Raw genomic sequence first — 21,689 nt, forward strand, 5'->3', positions numbered from 1 at the left:
TACCCGCCAGCAAGTCCTGCGCCGGTGCTCCGTCCCCTTGCCGCCGTCGGCCTCACCGCACTACTGAAACGTATCAAGATCCCTATGCCATGCTCGCCAACCAACCCCGAAGAAGTGGAAAAGGAACAAGATGATTACCAGAAAACTCAGCCTGGCCGCCGCCGTCGTGACCGCCACGGCCCTGACACTGACAGCCTGCGGAGCCGGGGAAACCCAGTCCGCTGACCTGGCCGCCATCAACGTGATGGCCCCCTTCCTCGAGGCGCAGCCGCCCTCCGCGGACGGCGCCGTCCAACAGAAGTTGGAGGAACTCACAGGGAAGGACGTCACCATCGCCTGGACGCCTAACGCCTCCTATGAAGACAAGATGAACATCACGCTGGCTTCGTCCGAGATTCCGCACGTCCTGGTGGTGCAGAGCAAGTCTCCGGGCTTCGTCAAGAACGCCGAAGCGGGTGCCTTCTGGGACCTCACGGATAAGCTCAAGGAGTACCCAAACCTGAAGTCCACCTCCCCGGCGGTGGAGCGGAACGCCAGCATCAACGGCAAGGTCTACGGCGTTTACCGCGCCCGCAACCCGATCCGCTCGGCTGTCATGTTCCGCCAGGACTGGCTGGACAAACTGGGCCTGCAAGCGCCCAAAACCACCGAGGACCTCTACAAGGTGGCCAAGGCCTTCACAGAACAGGACCCGGACGGCAACGGCCAGAACGATACCTGGGGCATCACCATCCCGAAGTGGGGCGCATTGGGGTCCAACAGCCCCTACGACATGATCGAAACCTGGTACGGCGCCGGCAACCGCTGGGCCGAACGTGACGGCAAGCTGGTCCCGAGCTTTGAGACCGAAGAGTTCATCGAAGCCAACCGCTTCGTCAAGAAGATGGTGGATGAGAAGCTCATCAACCCTGACTTTGCCACCTTCGACGGGACCAAGTGGAACGAGCCCTTCTTCAACGGCAAGGGCGGCATCATTATCGACGTCGACTCCCGTGTCAGCGTGCTGATCAACCTGTTCAAGCAGGCCAACCCCAACGACTTTGAAAACAAGGTCGGCTTTGTCGGCGGGCTCGAAGGCCCGGACGGTGAACTGCACACACATCCCACCGACGGTTACTCCGGCTTCCTGGCCATTCCCAAAACCAGCGTCCGGACCGAGGCCGAGCTGAAGACCGTGCTGGAGTTCCTGAACAAGATGAACTCCAAGGAAACCGCTGTCCTGCTGAACAACGGCATCGAGGGCGTGAACTTCACGGTGGAGGACGGCAAGGCCGCCACCATCAAGCCCGAGACCCCTGAGGGCAAGGTGGTCAACACCGATATCAAGAGCTACGCCCAGCTGGGAATGAACGTCACGGGCAACAACTTCTACCCGGTCAAGCAGGCCTCGGGCTACGAGCAGGAGGTCTTCGACAAGCGGGTCGAGGTCATGGCCGAGGACCTCAAGAGCGCGGTCTACAACCCGGCAGCAGCCTTCGTCTCACCCACGTATGTGGCCAAGGGCGCGCAGCTGGACAACATTGTGGCCGATGCCCGGATCAAGTACCTGGCCGGCCAGATTGATGAGCAGGGCCTGAAGGACGCCATCAAGCTGTGGAAGAGCAGCGGCGGCGACAAGGTCCAGGAAGAAATCAACAAGCTCTGGCAGGACAGCAAGTAAATGGCAGCCCCTGTCATTGACGCCCAGGCCGGGGAGCGGGCGCAGCCCGTCTCCGCTCCCCGGCCGCGGGGCAGGTTCTCCGTCCACTTCGCGCACTATAAGTGGCTGTACCTCCTGCTGCTGCCCGGCGTGCTCTATTTCGCCGTCTTCCGCTACGCCCCGATGTACGGGGTGTCGATCGCCTTCAAGGACTACGTCCCGTTCCTCGGGGTGAACGGCAGCCCGTGGGTGGGGTTCCAGCATTTCCAGGACTTCTTCGCCAACCCGGACTTCCCCCGGCTGCTGGGCAACACGCTGATCCTGGCGTTCCTGAACCTGGGTATCGCGTTCCCGCTGACCATCGTGCTGGCGCTGCTGCTGAACGAGGTCCGCCTCTCCATCCTCAAGCGCACCGTCCAGACCCTGGTCTACATCCCGCACTTTCTCTCGTGGACCATCGTGGCGTCGCTGAGTTTCCTGCTGTTCGCGCTGGACTTCGGCCCGCTGTTCCTGTTCCTGAACAACGTGATGGGCACGGACATCGACTTCCTGTCCGACCCTGCCTGGTTCCGGCCGCTGATCGTGCTCCAGGAGATCTGGAAGAACACCGGCTGGGGAACCATCATCTTCCTCGCCGCCCTGGCCACCGTGGACCAGGACCAGTACGAGGCCGCCATCATTGACGGCGCCGGACGGTTCCGCCGGGTATGGCACATCACCCTGCCCGGGATCCGCTCCACCATCATCGTGATGCTCATCCTCGCGATCGGGCAGATGCTCAACACCGGCTTCGAGCAGATCTACCTGATGACCAACGCCCTGAACCGCGATGTCGCTGACGTCTTCGACACCTACGTCTACTTCGTGGGCATCACCCAGGGCGCCTACTCCTATTCCACCGCGGTGGGACTGTTCAAATCCCTGGTGGGCATCGTGCTGATCTTCGGCACCAACGCCCTGGCCAAGCGGTTCAACCAGAGCGGACTGTTCTAATGAAGATTCACAACACCACCGGCGGCCGGATTTTCGACGCCGCCAACTACGTCTTCCTGGCCCTGATCGGCATCATCACCCTGCTGCCGTTCATTTATGTTTTCGCCGGTTCCTTCGCCACCGAAGCCGAGATCACCCGGCGGGCCTTCTTCGTCTGGCCCGAACAGTTTTCCCTGGGCTCCTACGAGTACATCTTCTCCACGCCCGCCTTCATCCGCGCCCTGGTCACCACTGTCCTGGTCACCGCCGTGGGCACCGGGGTCCAGCTGATCCTGACCGTCACCATGGCCTACCCGCTGGCCAAACGGAACCTCCGCGGCCGCAAGCTCATCCTGTCCCTGGTGGTCTTCGCCATGGTCTTCTCCGGCGGCATGATTCCCACTTTCCTGCTGGTCAAGGACCTCGGCCTGCTCAACAGCTACTGGGCCCTGATCCTGCCGGCCGCCATCAACCCGTTCAGCCTGATCATCATCAAGAACTTCTTCCAGGAGCTTCCCGCCGAGCTCGAGGAATCCGCCAAGATGGACGGCGCCACCGAGGTCGGGATCCTTTGGCGCATCCTGCTGCCGCTGTCCAAGCCGGTGCTGGCCACGTTCGCCCTGTTCTACGCCGTGGGCATCTGGAACGACTTCATGTCACCCCTGCTCTACCTGTCCGACAACTCCAAATGGACCCTGCAGATGTACCTGCGCCAGGTCACAGCCTCCTCCGACCTGCTCGGCACCGGCAACGTGGACCCCAACTACATCCCCCCGGAACAGGGCATCAAATTCGCGGTCATCGTGGTGGCAACCCTGCCCATCCTGGTCTTCTACCCGTTCCTGCAAAAACACTTCGCCAAAGGCATGCTCATTGGCTCCGTCAAGGGCTGATGGGGGAGCCGGACTACCAGAAAGCACAGCATGAAAATCCTGCTCGCCGGAGATTCCACGGTGGCCAACTGCCCCACGCATGAGTACCCCATGAGCGGCTGGGGAGCGCAGCTTGCGCCGCATGTCTACAATCGGGCGGCCGTGCACAACTTCGCCAAGGGCGGGGCAAGCACGGAGTCCTTCAGGGAGGAGGGGCTGTGGGGCCGGCTGCTTTCGGAAGCAGCCGAGGGGGACCTGGTGCTGATCCAGTTCGGCCACAACGACCAGAAGAGGCAACACCTCGCGGCCCGCACCGGTTACGCGGCGAACCTGCGCACCATGGCCGGGGACGTGCGGAGCCGCGGGGCGCTTCCCGTCCTGTGCACCCCGGTGGAGCGGCGGCACTTCCTGGACGCGCCGCCGTCGGACGCTGTTGTGGAAGGGATCCTGGAGCCGAGCCTGGAGGACTACCCGGAGGTGGTCCGGGAAATCGGCCTGGAGCTGGGGCTGCCGGTGGTTGACCTGAACGCGTGGACGCGCGGGCTTTACCTTCGCCTGGGACCGGAGGACTCGGCGTCCCTCTTCTGCCACTTTGCGCCGGGCACGCACGCCTACTGGCCGGAAGGGCTGGCGGACAACACCCACTTTTCCCGGCCGGGAGCCGCCCTGGTGGCGGAGCATGTTGCCGCGGAGCTCCAGGAGCTGGGGCTGGTCCCGGACAGTGTGTTAAGTACGACGGCGGGACGCAGCTAAGTGGGCACGCCTGGCTTGGGAACGCCTGGCCCGGGGACGAAGGTGCTCTACAGCAACGCACTGACCGGGCCGGGGGATGTCGCGGACTGGGTGGCGGAAGGGCCGCTGAGCGCGGGCGGGCATGGCGGTGCGCTGGAACTTTCGGGTTCGCTGGACGACGCGGAATTCGGGGACCACGCGCACTGGACGTTCTGGTGCCCGGTGGAGTTCCCGGACGGAGTCCGGATCAGCTGGGAGTTCCTTCCGCTGGAGGAGCCGGGCCCGGCCATGCTCTTCTTCGCCGCCCGGGGGCACGGCGGGCGGGACCTGTTCTCACCCGGGCTCGCACCGCGGACGGGGTACTACCCGCAATACCATTCCGGGGACATCGATGCCCTGCACATCTCCTACTTCCGGCACAAATACGCGTCCGAGCGGGCGTTCCGCACCTGCAACCTGCGCAAGAGCGCGGGTTTTGAGCTCGTGGCGCAGGGTGCCGATCCGTTGCCGCCTGCCGGGGACGCGATGGACTTCTACCGCCTGGAGGTGGTGAAGGACGGGCCACGCGTGGCTTTTTCCATCAACGGGTTGCCGCTGCTTGAGTGGCAGGATCCGTCCGGCAAGGTGCTTGGGGCCGGCCACCTGGGCTTCCGGCACATGGCCCCGCTCCGGGCGGCCTACCGCAACCTGGTGGTGGAGGAACTCTAGCTAGGGAGCGGGATCCGCCTTGTGTTTCGTCGGCCGGTAGCCGGCGAGTTCGGCGCGGACGTCACCTTCCTCGTGCTGGCCCTTCTCCTTGCCGAACGGCAGGGCCTTCAGCAGCGGGTGCAGGACGGCCATCACGGCGAGGCCCCACACGAGTCCCAGGACGGCTGAGCACAGGGTGTTCACGAGCCAGGCCAGGAGCCCGCCAATGCCCGCGATTCCGGCGACCGGGGCCTCAAGGGCATGGACCAGGTCATACGGAAGGTGCCAGCCGAGGTCGTAGGCCCCCTGCAGCATGATGTGGCCGCCAACCCACAGCATGGCGACTGTCCCGATCAGGGTGATTGCAGCCAGCACGGCGGGCATCCCCTTGACCAGCAGCTCGCCGAAGCGTTGCGAGCCCGCAGATTCCTTGGCGGCCAGGTGCAGGCCAATGTCGTCCATCTTGACGATCAGTGCCACCGCACCGTACACGAGCACCGTGATGGCGAGGGCCACGACCACCAGGATGACAGCCCGCGCCCAGATGGATTCGGCGGCCACCTCGTTCATCGAGATGACCATGATCTCGCAGGACAGGATGAAGTCTGTGGTGATGGCGCCCTTGACCACCTTCGCTTCCGCCTCCGGACCCCGCTGGACCGCCGGCGCTTTTTCGTCCGAGTGGTCACGGCGGAGCTTGTGCCAGACCTTCTCGGCACCTTCGAAGCACAGGTACGTGCCGCCCAGCATGAGGATGAACGGGATGGCCCACGGGAGGAAGGCGCTGATGAGCAGCAGGGCCGGGAGGATGATCAGCAGCTTGTTCCGGAGCGAGCCCCAGAAGATTCGCTTGATCATCGGCAGTTCGCGGGACGGGTCAGCCCCGGACACGTACTGCGGGGTTACAGCGGCGTCGTCGATGACCACACCGGCGGCCTTGGCTCCCGCCTTGGCGGCTCCGGCTGCGACGTCGTCCACCGACGCGGCGGCGATGCGGGCCAGGGCCGCGACGTCGTCCAGCAGGGCGACGAGGCCGCCGCTCACAGACCGCTCCCGCAGTGTTCGCGTTCCGTCGGCTGGGCGTGGCTGCCTGGGTGCAGGCGGGTGATCGGCATGCTGAGATTATACGGGGGCCGGGCAGCCGTACCGGCCCGGCTCCGCTGCGCACGGCCAGCATTCCTTCGACCTTTGTCCCCAACCGCGGCCGGTCAGGCCCCGGCGACCGGGAGCACCATCAGGTAACCGGTGGGCAGTTCGCTGCTCCAGCGCCGCGGCTCGCGGACCACGAATTGCGTTGCCAGCTCCTCCGGGGTGAGCAGGCTGTTGGGCGCAGGCGACGGGCCCCACTGCCCGCTGCCGTGCGGGTAGAGGGGATCCTGGACCCGGACGCCGGTGACGGAGAAGTCCTGGAACCGGGCGGGATCGCCGATCGACTCGAAACCGCTCATCACCCATGCGTGGCGGCCGCGCCACATGACCAGCCCCACCGGCCGGCCCGTGGCGGCGATGGCGCGCGCCGCCGTCCGGAGCGCGGTCCCGTAGTCGGCGATGCTGACCACCGTGTACGGCCCCATGCCAACCTCCGTCAGCACCTGCGCCCACCCGAGGGGGTTGGCGCCGTTGAACGAGTTGGACGATCGGGCCCGGGCCATCTCCCAGAGTTCTCCCTGCTGGGTGGAATCCGCCCACGTGCCGCCGCCCGTGTCGTCGACGAGGTTGTGGGCCATCTGGATGCTCGCTGCCACACACCAGTCAAAGGTGTACTGCGGCACGAAGTCGCCCTCCTGGTAAAGGTTGAGGGAGAACGGCTGGGGTTCCGGCGGTGCCGCGGGTACCGGCGACGGGGCGGGCGGAGCCGCTGACGCCGGTGGCGGGGCGGTCAGCGCGGCCGATGCCGGCGCCGGGGAGGCCGGGCTCGCTTGCCCGGTAACGGCGTCGTTGATGCCGACGGCGGGCGTGCAGGCCCCGAGGAAGGCTGCCAGGACGAGGAGCCAGGCCAAGAGACGGGGGCGGGCGCCGGTCATGCTTCAGTCTAGCGCCGCGCGGCGGGGCAGGCCCTGGCCCGAGGCCCGGTTCGCGCCCCGACGCCGGCCAGGAACCCGGACCCTCAGAAGGCGTACCGGATGCGGCAGTATGGTGCGATCCTCCCAACCAGGGCGGTCAGTTGCCGCACGTAGCCGGCCTTGGTTCCGGAGCGGTAGCGGACGTTGGTGAAGCCGTTGAATGAGACCTTTGCCTCTTGGAGGTCCGGGCGCCACAGCACGCTCTCGGCCTGCGGATGCCAGCCGAGGTTGACCTCGTGGAGCCGTTCATTGTGCGTCAGGAAGATGACTTCCGCCGCCAGCTGGGACTTCGCAGCGGCACTCAGCGTCGCGTCGAGTTGGCAGAGCAGCTCCTCCCAGTCGCTGAGCCAGGTGTCCGTAATGATGACCGGGGAAAAGTTCACATGCACCTCATAGCCGGCAGCGACGAAGTCGTTGATGGCCGCCATGCGTTCGCCCACCGGCGAGGTCCTGACGTCGATCGACTTCGCCAAAGCCGCGGGCATAAGGGAAAAGCGGATCCGGGTGTGGCCGCCGTGGTCCCAGCCCAGCATCGCCGGGTTGACGTACTTGGTGGCAAAGGACAGCTTGGCGGTAGGCAGGTCGCGGAAGAGCGTGACCAGATCTTCCACGTTGTCGCTGACAAGGGCGTCCACGGAGCAGTCGCTGTTCTCACCGATGTCGTAGACCCAGAGCTCCGGATCGCACTGGTTAGGCTCAAGCTTGATGCCTTGGCGCGTAACGTGGCGCTCCAGTGACCCCGCGATCTGGTCGATGTTCGCGAACACCGTGACGGGATTGCTGTACCCCTTGTGCCGGGGCACGTAGCAGTACGCGCACGCCATGGCGCAGCCGTTCGCGGTTGAGGGCGCAATGAAGTCTGCGGACCTGCCGTTCGGCTTGACGGTCAGCGCTTTCTTGACCCCGAGGACCAACGCCTCCGTTTTGATCCGGGACCAGCGCGGCACGTTCGTTTCATCACCGTGCACAGCCGGGATGTTCCAGTGGTTGTCGACAAGCACGACGTCGGCGTCCGGCCACCGTTCCACGATGTCCCTGCCCCGGGGCAGCTCCAGTGCGGCAGGCTGCGCGTAGATGCGGCGGATCTGCAGCAGCCGGTTGAAGTCCATGATGGCCATTCTTGCAAGTCGAGGGGATGGCCGCGGGCAGTTAAGCCCAGGGCCTCGCCAGGCTATGGTGTCCAGCGCCAGTTCCTCAACAGCCACGGCAAATCCATCCATGTCGAACCAGTCAACGGGCAATGCCTCCTGCGTTGGCACAAGGCCGGCCGCCGCCTCGGAGGCATACGGCAAGATAGGAAGATCATGGGAGTGCGCCTAGGGAGGGAGGCAGGTTATGGAGCCTGTAATTGTCGACGGCGGCAAGGGAACGGTGGAGCTCCGCTCCGACGGCATCATCCACCTGATCTGGGAACCCAGGGTCCGGATAGAACTGCAGGACGCACGGGCAGCCATGGCTGCCGTCAACCAGATAGCGGGGGACAGCACTTACCCGATGCTGGTGGACATGGCCACCACCGAGGACGTCACCAGGGCAGCCCGTGCTGTCTTTTCCATCCCGTGCGCTGCCAACCGGATCGCGCTGCTGGGAGCAAGCCCGGTAGACCGGATCATCGCAAACTTCTTCCTGGGCGTGCACATCCCGCCCTGCCCCACCCGTTTCTTCACCTCCCGGACAGAGTCCATGAAATGGCTGCAGGAAGGTGACTGACCGGGCGTTGCCTGCCAACCGGGCAATGCCTACTTAACCGGACGGTGCCATATCAGCCGCCGGCGGAAGTCCCCGTGCTCTGCCGGACCACCAGTTCCGGCGTGAAGACCACCGAACGGTGCGTGGGGTTCCGGGACCCCACTTCTTCGGCGAGAAGTTCGATTGCCGTGCGCCCCAGCGCCTCCGTGGGCTGCCGGATGGAGGACAGCGGAACCACGGCCGAGACGGCGAAGTCAATGTCGTCATAGCCAATCAGCGCAACGTCCTCGGGGATGCGGAACGTGTGGGTCATGGTCAGGGACTGCATGACCCCCAGCGCCAGGAGGTCGTTGGCGCAGAAGATGCCGTCCGGCAGCTTTTCCCGGCCCCGCTCCACCAGTGCGTTCCCCACGCTTCGCCCGGCCAGGACCGTCATGGCGTCCGATGCCAGAACCTCCAGCGACGCGTCGGGTTCTTCCTTGACGGCACGCTGCGCGCCCTGCAGGCGGTCCGCCACCTGCCGGATGGAGGTGGGGCCGCCCACAAAGGCCAGCCGACGGCGGCCGGTGTCCAGCAGGTGCCGCGCGGCAAGGTACCCCCCGGCGTCGTCGTCCACTGCTACGGAGCTGAACTTTGCCTCGTCAGCCAGCCGGTCCACCAGCACGGTGGGCACGCCGCGCTCGCGGAGGAGGTCAAGGCGCTCCGTCACGTCACCCACCGGCGAGATCAGCAGTCCCTGGACACGCTGTTCCTGGAAAAGATCGATGTAATTGGCCTCCCGGCCGGCGTCGTGGCCGCTGTCCCCAAGCAGCACCGCACTGCCGTGCAGGGCAGCGGCGTCCTCGGCCGCACGCACCACGGAGGTGAAGAACGGGTTGCCTACGTCCAGGACGATCAGGCCGATGGTGCGGCTGTGGCCGGCGCGCAATTGGCGGGCTGCGTCGTTACGGACGAACCCCAACTCATCGATCGCCTTGAGCACCCGGTCCTTGGTCCGCTGCGAGACCCTGTCAGGGTAATTCAGCACGTTGGAGACCGTGCCCACCGCCACGCTGGCATGGTTGGCGACGTCCTTGATACTGGCTGAGCGGTTCATGATTCTCCGTGCTGCTGCGCGATGTGCCAGGCGTCCGGGCCGCCCCGTGGACGGCTTGTCCGGAATGCTTGACACCTACTCCAGTTCAAGAGTACTTTGAATCGTAACAATGAAACGATTCAAAGTTTCCGCGAGTTTAGGAGGGTCCAACATGAGGGTGTGTTTCCGCTCCTCGATACAGCCAGCGCTGATTGACGAATACCGGCGGCGGCATGCGGCCGTGTGGCCGGAGATGCTGCGCGCCCTCAAGGCCGCGGGCTGGAACAACTACTCCCTGTTCCTGGCCGGGGACGGGCTCCTGGTTGGCTACGTGGAATGCGACGATTTCGATGCCGCCCGCGCCCGCATGGCCCTGACCGAGGTCAACGCCCGGTGGCAGGCGGAAATGGCAGCGCTTTTTGAAAACTCTGGCCAGGCTCCCGATGAAGGGTTCCAGGTCCTGGAGGAAGTCTTCAACCTTGACAGCCAGCTGGCCGCGGCACAGGCCTCCACCTCCTAAAGCCGGCGGGCCGGCAAACAACAGGCTCCAGCAGCGGGGCGGCATCCAGCAGACCAACAGCATCACAAGACACCGGAAAGAACCATCATGAATGACGTAGCAACGGCGCTGGGCAGGCTCGGGGAGCTTGCCATCGAGGTCCCTTCGTGGGCATATGGAAATTCGGGTACGCGGTTCAGGGTGTTCGGCACGCCCGGCACCCCGCGCACTGTGCAGGAGAAGCTGGCGGACGCCGCAAAGGTCCATGAACTGACCGGCCTCGCGCCCACAGTGGCGCTGCACATCCCGTGGGACAAGGTGGATGACTACTCGGCTTTGAAAGAGTACGCGGCCGGCCTGGGTGTTGGCCTGGGCACCATCAACTCCAACACGTTCCAGGATGATGAGTACAAGTTCGGTTCGCTGACCTCGTCCAATGAGTCCGTGCGCCGCAGGGCCATCGACCATCACCTGGACTGCATTGGGATCATGCACGCCACGGGTTCCAAGGACCTGAAGATCTGGCTGGCGGACGGCACCAACTACCCGGGCCAGGACGATATGCGTGGCCGCCAGGACCGCCTGGCCGAGTCCCTGCAGGAGATCTACGCGGCCCTCGGGGACGGGCAGCGCCTGGTGCTGGAGTACAAGTTCTTCGAGCCGGCTTTCTATCACACCGATGTTCCGGACTGGGGCACCTCTTACGCCCAGACCCTCGCGCTCGGGGAGAAGGCGTTTGTGTGCCTGGACACCGGCCACCACGCCCCGGGCACCAATATCGAGTTCATCGTGATGCAACTGCTGCGCCTGGGCAAGCTTGGCTCGTTCGACTTCAACTCCCGCTTCTACGCGGATGATGACCTGATCGTGGGCGCGGCGGACCCGTTCCAGCTGTTCCGCATCATGCATGAGGTGATCCACGGCGGCGGGTTCGGCAAGGACTCTGGAGTTGCGCTGATGCTGGACCAGTGCCACAACCTGGAGGAGAAGATCCCGGGCCAGATCCGCTCGGTCCTGAACGTCCAGGAAATGACCGCCCGCGCCCTGCTCGTGGACACCGAGGCCCTGGCCGAGGCCCAGCGTGCCGGAGATGTGCTGGCCGCCAACGGCATCTTCAATGATGCGTTCTACACCGACGTCCGGCCGGTCCTGGCCGAGTGGCGTGAATCCCGCGGCCTGCCCGCGGACCCGCTGGCCGCGTTCAAGGCCAGCGGTTACCAGAAGAAGATCAACGAGGACCGCGTGGGCGGCCAGCAAGCCGGATGGGGCGCCTGAAAGGCATGAACATGCAGAACACAGCCAAGACTGTTGAAGACCTGATTTCCCGTTCGAACCGCCTGGGTGCGGATAAGCGGAACACTAACTTTGCCGGGGGCAACACGTCGGCGAAGGGCACGGAGAAGGACCCGGTGACGGGTGAGGACGTCCAGCTGCTGTGGGTCAAGGGTTCCGGCGGGGACCTGGGTACTTTGAGGGCCGAGAACCTTGCGGTGCTGCGCCTTGACCGGCTGAACGCTTTGAAGAACGTGTACCCGGGCGTTGAGCGTGAAGACGAGATGGTGGCCGCGTTCGATTACTGCCTGCACGGCAAAGGCGGCGCGGCCCCCTCGATTGACACGGCGATGCACGGGCTGGTGGATGCGGCGCACGTGGACCATCTGCACCCGGACTCCGGGATTGCCATTGCGACGGCGGCAGAGGGTGAGGCGCTGACGGCGAAGATTTTCGGGAACAAGGTGGTGTGGGTGCCATGGCGCCGTCCGGGATTCCAGCTGGGCCTGGACATCGCGGCGATCAAGGACGCAAACCCGCAGGCCATCGGCACCATCCTGGGCGGGCACGGCATCACCGCGTGGGGCGCCACCTCCGAAGAGGCGGAACAGAACTCGCTGTGGATCATCGACCAGGCCGAGAAGTACATCAGGGAAAACGGCAAGGCCGAGCCGTTCGGTGCGAAGCTGCCCGGCTACGGCGCCCTGCCCGAGGCCGAGCGGCGCGCCAAAGCCGGGGCCCTGGCGCCGGTGATCCGCGGCCTGGCCTCCACGGACAAGCCGGTCCTGGGGCACTTCAGTGATGACGCCGTCGTGCTGGACTTCCTGGAAGCCGCCGGGCACCCGCGCCTGGGTGCGCTGGGCACGTCCTGCCCGGACCATTTCCTTCGGACCAAGGTCAAGCCGCTGATCCTTGACCTGCCCGCGGATGCCTCGGTGGAGGACTCGATCGCCCGGCTGCAGGAACTCCACGGCGAGTACCGGAAGGACTACCAGTCCTACTACGACCGCCATGCGACCCCGGATTCCCCGGCACTGCGCGGCGCGGACCCGGCCATCGTGCTGGTCCCCGGCGTGGGCATGTTCTCGTACGGGGCGAACAAGCAGACCGCCCGGGTGGCCGGCGAGTTCTACCTCAACGCGATCAACGTGATGCGCGGCGCCGAGGCCATCTCCAGCTACGCCCCGATCGAGGAATCGGAGAAGTTCCGGATCGAGTACTGGGCGCTGGAGGAAGCCAAGCTGGCACGGATGCCCAAGCCCAAGTCCCACGCCACCCGGATCGCCCTGGTGACCGGCGCGGCGTCCGGGATCGGCAAGGCCATCGCCACCCGCCTCGCCGCCGAAGGCGCCTGCGTGGTCATCGCGGACCTCAACCTCGAGAACGCGCAGAAGGTGGCCGAAGAGCTCGGCGGGCCCGATGTCGCCGTCGGCGTCCAGGCCGACGTCACGGACGAGGCCCAGGTCGCCGCTGCCATCGACGCCGCGGTGCTGGCGTTCGGCGGGCTGGACCTGGTGGTCAACAACGCCGGCCTGTCCATCTCCAAGCCGCTGCTGGAAACCACCGAAAAGGACTGGGACCTGCAGCACAACGTGATGGCCAAGGGCTCCTTCCTGGTGGCAAAGGCCGCGGCAAAGGTCATGATCGCCCAGGGCATGGGCGGGGACATCATCTACATCTCCTCCAAGAACTCCGTGTTCGCCGGCCCGAACAACATCGCCTACTCCGCCACCAAGGCCGACCAGGCCCACCAGGTCCGCCTCCTCGCCGCGGAACTGGGCGAGCACGGCATCCGCGTCAACGGCATCAACCCCGACGGCGTGGTCCGCGGCTCCGGGATCTTCGCCGGCGGCTGGGGCGCCAAACGCGCCGCCGTTTACGGCGTGGACGAGACGGAACTGGGCAAGTACTACGCCCAGCGCACCCTGCTCAAACGCGAAGTCCTCCCCGAACACGTCGCCAACGCCGCCGCCGTCCTCACCGGCAACGAACTGTCCCACACCACCGGCCTGCACATCCCCGTGGACGCCGGAGTGGCCGCAGCCTTCCTCCGATGAACACGCCTGTGTTTGCCGCCGTCGATATTGGCGCTTCCTCCGGCCGGGTCATCCTGGGCCGGATCGCAGGAAGCGGCGTGGAGCTGGAGGTGGTCCACCGTTTCTCCAACGGCGTGGTGGAGATCGACGGCGGCCTCCGCTGGGACTTCGACGCCCTCTTCGCGGAGGTGCTGAAGGGCCTGACGGCCGCGGCCACGGTTGCCGCCGTGCAGGGCGAGCGGATCCTCAGCATCGGCATCGACACCTGGGCTGTGGACTACGGCCTGGTCAACGCCGCGGGTGAGCTGACGGCTCCGCCGTTCAGCTACCGCGACGACCGCAGCCGCGCCGCCGTCGAACCCGTGCACCGGAAACTGGACCCCGCCCGCCTCTACGCCACCACCGGGCTGCAGTTCCTGCAGTTCAACACGATCTACCAGCTGGCCAGCGAACCGGACCTGGACGGGCTGCAGGCCCTGCTGATCCCGGACCTCATCGCGTTCCTGCTCACCGGGCAGCGGCGGACCGAGGCCACCAACGCCTCCACCACCGGCCTGTTCGATGCCGTGGCGGGGGAGTGGGCCACCGAGTTCTTCACCGCCCTGGGCCTGCGGAAGGACCTGTTCCCGCCGCTGATCCAGCCCGGTGAAGCGATAGGCACCCTGCTGCCGGAGATCGCCGCCCGGTCGGGACTGCCGCGGGATACAAAGGTGGTGGCGGTCGGCTCGCACGACACCGCATCCGCCGTCGCCGCAGTCCCCGCCAAAGCGGAAGACGGCGAGGAAAACTTCGCGTACATCTCCTCGGGAACCTGGTCCCTGGTGGGGCTGGAACTGAAACACCCCGTCCTCACCGAAGCCAGCCGCGCGGCGAACTTCACCAACGAACGGGGCGTGGACGGCACCATCCGGTACCTCCGGAACATGGGCGGGCTCTGGCTGCTCAGCGAATGCCAGCGGACCTGGGCACAGGAAGGGGTCCGTCCCGAACTGACGGCGCTGCTCACCGCGGCGGCCGCGCTGCCGGCCGGCGGGCCGCAGATCAACCCGGACGACCCCTACTTCATCGCCCCGGACCACATGCCCGAACGCATCCGGGGTGCCGTTCGCCGCACCGGAGAGGTGCTGCCCAACGATCCAGCAGCCATCACACGGTGCATCATGGACAGCCTCGCGGCCGGCTACGCCCGCACCATCCGCGACGCCGAACGCGTCGCCGACCGGATCGTCGACGTGGTGCACATCGTGGGCGGCGGTTCCCAGAACAGGTTGCTGTGCCAGCTCACGGCAGACGCCACGGGCAGGAAAGTGGTGGCAGGACCCGTGGAAGCCACCGCACTGGGCAATGTGCTGGTGCAGGCACGGGCGGCCGGTGCCGTCTGCGGCGGGCTGGCTGAGCTCCGCGCCCTGGTGGTGCAGGGCCATGACCTGCAGGCGTTCGCGCCGGAACTCTCCCGGCTGTAGCCTGACCGCACTGCGACACGTCAACACAGGACAGGATTCGATAACCATGCCGCTCTTCGATCTCCCGCTCGCCCAGCTCCGTACCTACACCTCGGACGTGACGCCGCCGGAGGACCTGCGCGAATTCTGGGACGCAACCATCGCGGAAGCACGGGAGTTCCCCCTGGACCCCGGCTTTGAACCCGTGGAGAACTACCTTTCCGTCATCGACACCTTCGACGTGACCTTTGCCGGCTACGGCGGCGCTCCGGTCAAGGGGTGGCTGCACCTCCCTGCGCACCGGGAACCCGATGCGGCGCTGCCCGTGGTGGTCCAGTACGTCGGATATTCCGGCGGCCGCGGGCTGGTCAACCAGGACACCCGGTGGGCGCAGGCCGGATACGCGCACTTCATCATGGACACCCGGGGCCAGGGCTACGGCGGCTCTCTGGGGGAGACGCCGGACCCGCACCCTTCCGCCGGGGACGTGGCCCACGCCGGCCGTATGACCCGCGGCATCGCCAACCGGGACGGTTATTACTACCGCCGGGTCTACGTGGACGCCTTCCGGGCCGTGGAAGCTGCCCGGTCCCACCCCGCCGTCGACCCGTCCCGCGTGGTGCTGGCCGGCGTCAGCCAGGGCGGCGGCATCGTTGTGGCCGTCGCCGGGCTGATGGCCGGAAGGCTCGACGGCGTCATCGCCGCCCTGCCCGACGTCCCCTTCCTGCAGGACTTCCCCCGCGCCATCGACATCACCCCGCGCGGGCCGTACCCGGAGATAGCGCAGTTCCTGGCCCGGCACCGGGACCGGTACGACGCCGCCCTCGCGGTGCTGCGCTATTTCGACGGCGTCAACCTGGCACGCTGGGCAACCGCGCCGGCGCTGTATTCGGCGGCGCAGATGGATGACATCTGCCCGCCCTCCACTGTTTTTGCCAGTTTCAACGCGTACGGATGCGGGACGCCCGGCGTTCCGGCCACCGGTGCTGCGAAAGAGATCGAGGTGTACAGGTTCAACAACCACGAGGGCGGCCAGGAGCACCACTGGATCAGGCAGCTGCTTTTCCTGCGGAAGCTGCTGGGGTAGGCCGCCCGTCCCGCGATGCGGCGTAACACTTTGCGGGGGGCAACAGGTTGCGGTTATGGTTCAAGGCATGACAAACCGTTGGTATGCGTATTTTTCGTTGGCTCTGGAGGGGCCCGCGTCTAACTGACACGCATCCAACTTTCCTTCAGAGCCAACAGGGCAGAGATTATTCTCTGCCCTTCGCCGTTTCTCCGGCGGGTTCTGATCCGGGCCCGCTTCCCATCTGGAACAGGACCCGAACATGAGCACCGCAACAGCAGAAGCATCCGCCACAGCCCAGACCGCCGCCGGCGCCGAAGCCGCAAAATCGACGTCCAACCTTCGTGTCAGCGAATTCACCGCGCTGCCCACGCCCCAGGAAGTCATCGCGGAACTGCCGCTGGACGCACGGGCGGCGGACGTCGTCGAACGCGGACGCGACGAAGTCCGCGCCATCATGGACGGTGTGGACGACCGCCTGCTGGTGATCGTGGGACCCTGCTCCATCCATGATCCGAAGGCGGGACTGGAGTACGCGCGGCGGCTGGTCAGCCAGGCCGAGAAGCACCGGGAAGACCTGCTCATCGTCATGCGGACCTACTTCGAGAAGCCCCGCACCACGGTGGGCTGGAAGGGCCTGATCAACGACCCGCGGCTGGACGGCAGCCACGACATGGTCACCGGCCTGCGGACCGCGCGGCGCTTCCTGCAGCAGGTCACCGCGCTGGGGCTGCCCACGGCCACGGAATTCCTCGAGCCGATCAGCCCGCAGTACATGGCGGATTTGATTTCCTGGGGCGCCATCGGGGCCCGCACCACCGAAAGCCAGATCCACCGGCAGCTTGCCTCGGGCCTGTCCATGCCCATCGGCTTCAAGAACGGGACCGACGGCGACCTCCAGGTAGCCATCGACGCCTGCGGCGCGGCGGCGGCCGCCCAGGCCTTCCTCGGCATTGATGGCGACGGCCGGGCCGCGCTGGTGTCCACCGCCGGAAACCCGGACGCCCATGTCATCCTCCGCGGCGGGCGCAAGGGACCGAACTACTCTGCCGCCGACGTGGAGGCTGCCTCGGCAAAGCTGGCAGGCAAGCAGCTGAACCCCCGCCTCATCGTCGACGCCAGCCACGCCAACAGCGGCAAGAGCCACCACCGCCAGGCCGAAGTGGCCATGGAGATCGGCGCCCAGCTGGAAGACGGCGGCACTTCGGCCCAGGCGATTGCCGGTGTCATGCTGGAAAGCTTCCTGGTGGGCGGCGCACAGAACCTCGATGTTGCCGGGCACGCCGCGGGACGACCGGAGCTGGTGTACGGGCAGAGCGTCACGGACGCCTGCATGGAGTGGGATGTTTCGGTCTCTGTCCTGGACCAGCTGGCCGCCTCCGCCCGCAAGCGGAGGGAGTCGGCTCTCACTAAATAGGGGATGAAATAGGGGACCGTACTACTTTCACTTCTGCCACAGGAACATCTAGAGTATCTAGATAGGTGGTTGGTGGATGGCTCAGCATCGGAACACCGCATTGGCATGAACATGGGGTCACTGTTGTCCATCCGTCAGCAAAGGAATATGGGAAATGTCGCCAGAACAGAACTTCTCAAACGCGAAGTTCCTCACCGTGGCTGAAGTCGCCCAGGTTATGCGGGTCTCCAAGATGACCGTGTACCGGCTGGTCCACTCCGGCGAAATGCCGGCAGTGCGCTTCGGACGCTCCTACCGCGTCCCGGAGCAGGCGGTGGAGCAGTACCTCAAAGGTGCTGTGGTGGACGGCCACACCGAGACCGCCTGACAAGCTTGTCCATAGCCGCCTCCTGGAAGCGGTACCCTGTTAAGGAACGTTTTACGTCATTGTAAGAATCTGTCAGTTGTTCAGTTCGTAGCTCTGTCCACGAACCTTTTCCATCAGACAGGTACTGCATCTAGTTTGTGAGGAACTTTCGTGGGTTCAGTTATTAAGAAGCGTCGCAAGCGTATGGCCAAGAAGAAGCACCGCAAGTTGCTTCGCAAGACCCGTCACCAGCGCCGCAACAAGAAGTAGCAGTACTTCGAACTGCGTGGAAATGCCCGCCGCCTTCCGAGGTGGCGGGCATTTCTGTTGGCGCTGCCTAGACGCGGGGGCCACGGATGCGGGCGAACCCCTTCCAGAGACCGTAGACGGCGCCGCAGGCCGTTGCCGCTTTGAGCCCGAGCGTGGCTGCGCGGCGGCCTGCACGGAAGTCGTAGACGGGCCAGTTGTTGTCCCGGGCGTGCCGGCGCAGACGGGCGTCCGGGTTAATGGCCACGGGGTGGCCCACCAGGGTCAGCAGGGGGATGTCGTTGTAGGAGTCGCTGTAGGCCCAGCAGCGCATCAGGTCCAGCTCTTCGGCGTCGGCAATGGCCCGGACGGCAACGGCCTTGGCGGAGCCGTGCAGGATGTCCCCCACCAGCCGGCCCGTGTACATGCCGTCATGTATTTCGCCCACCGTTCCCAGGGCCCCGGTCAGTCCCAGCCGGGTGGAAATCACGGTGGCCACTTCGATGGGTGTGGCGGTCACCAGCCACACCCGGCGGCCAACCCGCAGGTGCTGCTCCGCCAAGGCCTTGGCGCCGGGCCAGATCCTCGAGGCGATCATCTCGTCGTAGACCTCTTCGCCCAAGGCCTTTACGTCGTCGACCGTGATCCCCGCGGCGAGGGTCAGGGCGGAGTCGCGCACCGCATGGACGTCGTCGATGTTCTCGCCGCGGGCCACGAACTTGAACTGCTTCCAGGCAAAGCCGGCAGCCTGGGTCATGGTGAAGGCGCCGCGCTGGTGCATCTTCCGTGCAACGTGGAAGAGGCTGGCGCCGCGCATCAGGGTGTTGTCCACATCGAAGAACGCCGCCTCGCCGGGCTGCGGCGCAGCAACCGGCTTGGTGACTACGGCGACGTATTTCTCAACGGGCATGCAGTTGAGTCTAGTCAATCCACTCTTCATTCCACTGCGGTGTCACGCCGGACGTCGCCGCGCCCGGGCAACGGGGATACCGTTAAGGCATGGCCTCACCGCGCGTCCTCCTCATCACCAAAGCAGACTGCCACCTTTGCGAAGACGCGCGCGACGCCGTCGGGCGGGTTACCGCGTCGCTGGGACTTGAGTGGGACGAGGAGTTGGTGGACCACCAGCCGGAACTCCGTGAACGCTATGCGGAAGAAATCCCCGTGGTGCTGGTGGACGGGGTGCAGCGCGATTTCTGGAAGATCGACGAAGCCCGCCTTGAACGCGTGCTCCGGCAGGCAATGGGGCAGTAGGGAGCAGCACCTTGTGATGATGCGGACATCGGCGTCACCTGCTTTGTTGGCAATGCTGATGGGGCTCTAGAGTGGTGTCACAACGCAATGCGAGGGAGGAGCTGGTGGCTTCGCTGGATTCAACTCCCCAGGCTGTCCCGGACCTGCCGGGAGCCACGGGCACGGCGGGTAAACAGATTCCGCCCGCTGCGGTGGCACGGCTGACCCTTTACCTGCGCGCCCTCAACACCCTGCTCTCCGAGGGGGTGGAGCGGGTCTCCTCAGAATCCCTCGCTGAGGCCTCGGGCGTCAGCTCCGCAACCCTGCGCAAAGACCTCTCCCACGTTGGTTCGTATGGAACCCGCGGTGTGGGCTACGAGGTGCAGTACTTGAGCCGGCACATCGCGGCCGCCCTGGGACTTACGCACGACTGGAAAGTGGCGATCGTGGGGGCCGGCAACCTGGGCAAGGCCCTGGCCCGGTACGGCGGCTTTGAATCCCGTGGCTTCGACGTAGTTGCCATTTTTGACGCGGACCAGATGGTGGTGGGCAACGAAGTGGGCTGGCTGCGGGTCAGCGACGTGGCCGACCTGGAAGCGGTATTGCACCGGACCGGGGCCAACATGGTGGTGCTGGCACTGCCGGCCGCCGTGGCCCAGGATGTTTGCGACCGCGTGGTGGCGGCCGGCGTCCGCAGCGTCCTGAGTTTCGCCCCCGTGATGCTCCAGGTGCCGGAGGGGGTCAACCTCCGCAAGGTGGACATGGCAACGGAGCTGCAGATCCTGGCCTACCACGCACAGCGGGCGCAGGCCCCGGGCCAGACCGCCTAGGTTCCTTCGCGGTTCCGGCTGCTTTTTCGGGACCCACGCCCGCAGGGTGGTTGGTGCCTGGACTACCGGCCGTACGGGTTGCCCATGTTGCCGCCGTACGGATTGGCGAACGGCTGCTGCCGCCGGAAATACGGAGCGGCACCAGGCAGGTAGAGCAGCACAATGGCCGCGATCCCCAACAACGTGCCGATGGTCGCGAAACTGGGAGGGCCGAAGAGGCCCAGGACGGAAAGTGCCGCGAAGACGGTGCCCAGGATGCGTGCCCAGTTCTTGCCCTTGCGGACAAAGAATGCCACCAACAAGTACAGCGCCAGGCCGATGATGGTGAAAACCACCAGGGTGCCGGCGATGACACCCTTCATATCCTCGTACGTGACTCCGGCGCCGGTGCCCTGGACCTGGCTGTCGAAGACATCGCGGAACCGGGGATCATCCAGCGTGGTGAGGCCGGCAAGCGCGGAGGCAACGAAGATGGCGGCAGAGGCGATCAGCAACCAGAACGAAATGTTGACCAGCTGGGGAACGCCCGTGCTTCCGGACGGCTGCGGCTGCTCCGACGGGTACTGCGCGTAGGGTGACTGCCCGTACGGCTGCTGCCCGTAGCCCGGAGCCGCCGGCGGGTTCTGGCCGTACTGCGGCGCGTTTTGCCCGTACTGCGGGGCGCCGGACTGCTGGCCGTACTGCGGGGCGTTCTGCCCGTACTGGGGCGCGCCGGACTGCTGCCCGTACTGGGGCGCGCCGGACTGCTGCCCGTACTGCGGGGCGTTCTGCCCGTACTGGGGTGCGTTCTGGCCGTACTGCGGGGCGCCGGACTGGGGTGCGTTCTGGCCGTAGCGGGGACCCTGCGTGCCAGGCTCGGAGCCCGACTCGGGATCGTTTGGAACGGGAGGCGGGACAGGGGGAGTACTCATGGGCGTTCCTTTTGCATGTCGGGTTCCAGGTAGGCTGCCGGGAATGGTCCTGTGCCCTACCCCCAGCATGGCTTAAGTCCACCGTACTCCGGGGCGGGCGGCTTGTGGGTCATTCGGAAGAGGTATTCCCGTGCCGTCCTGCTGCGGCAAAGAAGGCCTGCGAACGGGGCAGCCAGAGAAGGACGGTGGCGGCCAGGCTGATGAGGAAGGCAGCCCAGTTGCCAGCCTGGCCCACGCCCACGGCCCCGTTGGCGACGGCCAGGACCAGGGTGATGCCGGTGAGTGCAGTCAGGCCCAGCCGTGCCCGGGGCTTCCCCTCTTTCATGGCGAGGGCGAACACGATCTGGGCCGCCCCCACGCTGGCCGCCAGCAGCATGGGCAGCAGCACCTGGGTTGCGGCTCCCGGCGCAGCAGCGAAGAGCACCAGGGAGGCCAGCATGCCGAGGAGTCCCCCCAGCAGGCCCAGGATGCCGCCCACGAACCAGATCCAGAACGAAACCTTGAGTTCGGCGGGAAGGGCCGCCACCGCGAAGATCCGGGCGAAACCGGTCCGGGGCGCGCTGGGAGAGTTGCTCATGGCCCTCACTGTAAACCCCTCCGGCGAGGGGGAGTGGAGTCGGGAGTTAAAAGGAGGCACCCCGGCACCGGACTGAGGACGTCCA

Annotated in this window: 23 protein-coding genes; 16 read left to right on the forward strand and 7 right to left on the reverse strand. The window is 66.0% G+C overall.

The features are described from left to right. Positions 1 to 130: 130 nt before the first annotated feature. Genes PV768_RS05705 through PV768_RS05725 form a run of 5 tightly spaced genes read left to right on the forward strand, consistent with a single transcriptional unit; the run spans position 131 to position 4,923 of the window. Positions 131 to 1,660, forward strand: a complete 1,530-nt coding sequence (locus tag PV768_RS05705; protein WP_421092502.1) for an extracellular solute-binding protein — start codon at positions 131 to 133, stop codon at positions 1,658 to 1,660. After that, the gene (locus PV768_RS05710) at positions 1,661 to 2,632 is read left to right on the forward strand and encodes an ABC transporter permease (protein WP_157241212.1); all 972 of its coding nucleotides are present in this window, start codon (positions 1,661 to 1,663) and stop codon (positions 2,630 to 2,632) included. Beyond that, complete coding sequence (locus PV768_RS05715) at positions 2,632 to 3,504, forward strand: carbohydrate ABC transporter permease (protein ID WP_157241214.1); 873 nt, start codon at positions 2,632 to 2,634, stop codon at positions 3,502 to 3,504. Before PV768_RS05710 ends, PV768_RS05715 begins: the two co-directional genes overlap by 1 nt. A 30-nt stretch (positions 3,505 to 3,534) precedes the next feature. After that, complete coding sequence (locus PV768_RS05720) at positions 3,535 to 4,236, forward strand: rhamnogalacturonan acetylesterase (RefSeq protein ID WP_323056741.1); 702 nt, start codon at positions 3,535 to 3,537, stop codon at positions 4,234 to 4,236. Between the two features lie 42 nt (positions 4,237 to 4,278). Then, positions 4,279 to 4,923, forward strand: coding sequence for a DUF1961 family protein (locus tag PV768_RS05725; RefSeq protein ID WP_421092503.1), 645 nt, complete (start codon positions 4,279 to 4,281; stop codon positions 4,921 to 4,923). On the opposite strand, the gene PV768_RS05730 is transcribed toward PV768_RS05725, so the two are convergent. The 3 genes from PV768_RS05730 to PV768_RS05740 all read right to left on the reverse strand — a co-directional run bounded on the left by PV768_RS05730 (position 4,924) and on the right by PV768_RS05740 (position 8,074). Next, positions 4,924 to 5,946: a DUF808 domain-containing protein gene (locus tag PV768_RS05730; RefSeq protein WP_321214349.1), complete on the reverse strand. Its 1,023-nt coding sequence runs from the start codon at positions 5,944 to 5,946 to the stop codon at positions 4,924 to 4,926. A gap of 164 nt (positions 5,947 to 6,110) precedes the next feature. Then, a complete protein-coding gene (locus tag PV768_RS05735) occupies positions 6,111 to 6,926 on the reverse strand; it encodes a hypothetical protein (protein ID WP_323056743.1) in 816 nt (271 codons plus the stop codon). A gap of 83 nt (positions 6,927 to 7,009) precedes the next feature. Further along, entirely contained in the window at positions 7,010 to 8,074 is a 1,065-nt protein-coding gene (locus tag PV768_RS05740) for a spore photoproduct lyase family protein (protein ID WP_421092504.1), read from the reverse strand. Between the two features lie 226 nt (positions 8,075 to 8,300). Here PV768_RS05740 and PV768_RS05745 point away from each other — a divergent pair, with 226 nt between their 5' ends. Beyond that, the gene (locus PV768_RS05745) at positions 8,301 to 8,675 is read left to right on the forward strand and encodes an STAS/SEC14 domain-containing protein (RefSeq protein ID WP_157241224.1); all 375 of its coding nucleotides are present in this window, start codon (positions 8,301 to 8,303) and stop codon (positions 8,673 to 8,675) included. Between the two features lie 52 nt (positions 8,676 to 8,727). Here the strand turns inward: PV768_RS05745 and PV768_RS05750 are convergent, their stop codons facing one another. Then, on the reverse strand, positions 8,728 to 9,750 hold the full coding sequence (locus PV768_RS05750; protein ID WP_321214347.1) for a LacI family DNA-binding transcriptional regulator: 1,023 nt from the start codon (positions 9,748 to 9,750) through the stop codon (positions 8,728 to 8,730). A gap of 151 nt (positions 9,751 to 9,901) precedes the next feature. Here PV768_RS05750 and PV768_RS05755 point away from each other — a divergent pair, with 151 nt between their 5' ends. From PV768_RS05755 to PV768_RS05790, 8 genes are all read left to right on the forward strand, one after another. Then, on the forward strand, positions 9,902 to 10,249 hold the full coding sequence (locus PV768_RS05755; protein WP_157242947.1) for an L-rhamnose mutarotase: 348 nt from the start codon (positions 9,902 to 9,904) through the stop codon (positions 10,247 to 10,249). A gap of 87 nt (positions 10,250 to 10,336) precedes the next feature. After that, positions 10,337 to 11,503 carry an L-rhamnose isomerase gene (gene rhaI, locus PV768_RS05760; protein ID WP_421092505.1) on the forward strand — a complete coding sequence of 389 codons (1,167 nt, stop codon included), beginning with the start codon at positions 10,337 to 10,339 and terminating at the stop codon, positions 11,501 to 11,503. 11 nt (positions 11,504 to 11,514) lie between these two features. Further along, entirely contained in the window at positions 11,515 to 13,557 is a 2,043-nt protein-coding gene (locus PV768_RS05765; RefSeq protein ID WP_421092506.1) for a bifunctional aldolase/short-chain dehydrogenase, read from the forward strand. Next, positions 13,554 to 14,999, forward strand: coding sequence for a rhamnulokinase (locus tag PV768_RS05770; protein WP_157241230.1), 1,446 nt, complete (start codon positions 13,554 to 13,556; stop codon positions 14,997 to 14,999). The genes PV768_RS05765 and PV768_RS05770 overlap by 4 nt, the downstream gene beginning before the upstream one ends. Before the next feature lie 46 nt (positions 15,000 to 15,045). Then, entirely contained in the window at positions 15,046 to 16,065 is a 1,020-nt protein-coding gene (locus tag PV768_RS05775) for an acetylxylan esterase (RefSeq protein WP_421092507.1), read from the forward strand. 241 nt (positions 16,066 to 16,306) lie between these two features. Continuing rightward, complete coding sequence (locus PV768_RS05780) at positions 16,307 to 17,461, forward strand: 3-deoxy-7-phosphoheptulonate synthase (protein ID WP_321214342.1); 1,155 nt, start codon at positions 16,307 to 16,309, stop codon at positions 17,459 to 17,461. 154 nt (positions 17,462 to 17,615) lie between these two features. Continuing rightward, positions 17,616 to 17,828 carry a helix-turn-helix domain-containing protein gene (locus PV768_RS05785; protein ID WP_104998964.1) on the forward strand — a complete coding sequence of 71 codons (213 nt, stop codon included), beginning with the start codon at positions 17,616 to 17,618 and terminating at the stop codon, positions 17,826 to 17,828. Between the two features lie 150 nt (positions 17,829 to 17,978). Further along, positions 17,979 to 18,077: a 30S ribosomal protein bS22 gene (locus tag PV768_RS05790; protein WP_003792170.1), complete on the forward strand. Its 99-nt coding sequence runs from the start codon at positions 17,979 to 17,981 to the stop codon at positions 18,075 to 18,077. 67 nt (positions 18,078 to 18,144) lie between these two features. On the opposite strand, the gene PV768_RS05795 is transcribed toward PV768_RS05790, so the two are convergent. Beyond that, complete coding sequence (locus PV768_RS05795; protein WP_157241235.1) at positions 18,145 to 18,963, reverse strand: HAD family hydrolase; 819 nt, start codon at positions 18,961 to 18,963, stop codon at positions 18,145 to 18,147. Between the two features lie 89 nt (positions 18,964 to 19,052). On the opposite strand from PV768_RS05795, the gene PV768_RS05800 reads away from it, so the two are divergent. Both PV768_RS05800 and PV768_RS05805 read left to right on the forward strand, forming a co-directional pair. After that, positions 19,053 to 19,307 (forward strand): glutaredoxin family protein, encoded by a 255-nt coding sequence (locus tag PV768_RS05800; protein WP_421092508.1) that lies wholly within the window; start codon positions 19,053 to 19,055, stop codon positions 19,305 to 19,307. Positions 19,308 to 19,411: 104 nt separating this feature from the next. After that, entirely contained in the window at positions 19,412 to 20,116 is a 705-nt protein-coding gene (locus tag PV768_RS05805) for a redox-sensing transcriptional repressor Rex (RefSeq protein WP_321214341.1), read from the forward strand. A 62-nt stretch (positions 20,117 to 20,178) separates the two neighbouring features. On the opposite strand, the gene PV768_RS05810 is transcribed toward PV768_RS05805, so the two are convergent. Both PV768_RS05810 and PV768_RS05815 read right to left on the reverse strand, forming a co-directional pair. Continuing rightward, complete coding sequence (locus PV768_RS05810; RefSeq protein ID WP_421092509.1) at positions 20,179 to 21,027, reverse strand: hypothetical protein; 849 nt, start codon at positions 21,025 to 21,027, stop codon at positions 20,179 to 20,181. 109 nt (positions 21,028 to 21,136) lie between these two features. Then, positions 21,137 to 21,604, reverse strand: coding sequence for a hypothetical protein (locus PV768_RS05815; RefSeq protein WP_421092510.1), 468 nt, complete (start codon positions 21,602 to 21,604; stop codon positions 21,137 to 21,139). Positions 21,605 to 21,689 lie beyond the last annotated feature (85 nt).

This window comes from Pseudarthrobacter sp. CC4 (assembly GCF_048957775.1).
Taxonomy (GTDB): Bacteria; Actinomycetota; Actinomycetes; order Actinomycetales; family Micrococcaceae; genus Arthrobacter.

Coding starts and splice junctions, on each gene's coding strand:
- PV768_RS05795 (WP_157241235.1), bottom strand. CDS start 18,963: ATGCCCGTTGAGAAATACGTCGCCGTAGTCACCAAGCCGGTTGCTGCG.
- PV768_RS05815 (WP_421092510.1), bottom strand. CDS start 21,604: ATGAGCAACTCTCCCAGCGCGCCCCGGACCGGTTTCGCCCGGATCTTC.
- PV768_RS05780 (WP_321214342.1), top strand. CDS start 16,307: ATGAGCACCGCAACAGCAGAAGCATCCGCCACAGCCCAGACCGCCGCC.
- PV768_RS05775 (WP_421092507.1), top strand. CDS start 15,046: ATGCCGCTCTTCGATCTCCCGCTCGCCCAGCTCCGTACCTACACCTCG.
- PV768_RS05735 (WP_323056743.1), bottom strand. CDS start 6,926: ATGACCGGCGCCCGCCCCCGTCTCTTGGCCTGGCTCCTCGTCCTGGCA.
- PV768_RS05800 (WP_421092508.1), top strand. CDS start 19,053: ATGGCCTCACCGCGCGTCCTCCTCATCACCAAAGCAGACTGCCACCTT.
- PV768_RS05785 (WP_104998964.1), top strand. CDS start 17,616: ATGTCGCCAGAACAGAACTTCTCAAACGCGAAGTTCCTCACCGTGGCT.
- PV768_RS05765 (WP_421092506.1), top strand. CDS start 11,515: ATGCAGAACACAGCCAAGACTGTTGAAGACCTGATTTCCCGTTCGAAC.
- PV768_RS05755 (WP_157242947.1), top strand. CDS start 9,902: ATGAGGGTGTGTTTCCGCTCCTCGATACAGCCAGCGCTGATTGACGAA.
- PV768_RS05720 (WP_323056741.1), top strand. CDS start 3,535: ATGAAAATCCTGCTCGCCGGAGATTCCACGGTGGCCAACTGCCCCACG.
- PV768_RS05810 (WP_421092509.1), bottom strand. CDS start 21,027: ATGAGTACTCCCCCTGTCCCGCCTCCCGTTCCAAACGATCCCGAGTCG.
- PV768_RS05715 (WP_157241214.1), top strand. CDS start 2,632: ATGAAGATTCACAACACCACCGGCGGCCGGATTTTCGACGCCGCCAAC.
- PV768_RS05750 (WP_321214347.1), bottom strand. CDS start 9,750: ATGAACCGCTCAGCCAGTATCAAGGACGTCGCCAACCATGCCAGCGTG.
- PV768_RS05705 (WP_421092502.1), top strand. CDS start 131: ATGATTACCAGAAAACTCAGCCTGGCCGCCGCCGTCGTGACCGCCACG.
- PV768_RS05770 (WP_157241230.1), top strand. CDS start 13,554: ATGAACACGCCTGTGTTTGCCGCCGTCGATATTGGCGCTTCCTCCGGC.
- PV768_RS05745 (WP_157241224.1), top strand. CDS start 8,301: ATGGAGCCTGTAATTGTCGACGGCGGCAAGGGAACGGTGGAGCTCCGC.
- PV768_RS05710 (WP_157241212.1), top strand. CDS start 1,661: ATGGCAGCCCCTGTCATTGACGCCCAGGCCGGGGAGCGGGCGCAGCCC.
- rhaI (WP_421092505.1), top strand. CDS start 10,337: ATGAATGACGTAGCAACGGCGCTGGGCAGGCTCGGGGAGCTTGCCATC.
- PV768_RS05740 (WP_421092504.1), bottom strand. CDS start 8,074: ATGGACTTCAACCGGCTGCTGCAGATCCGCCGCATCTACGCGCAGCCT.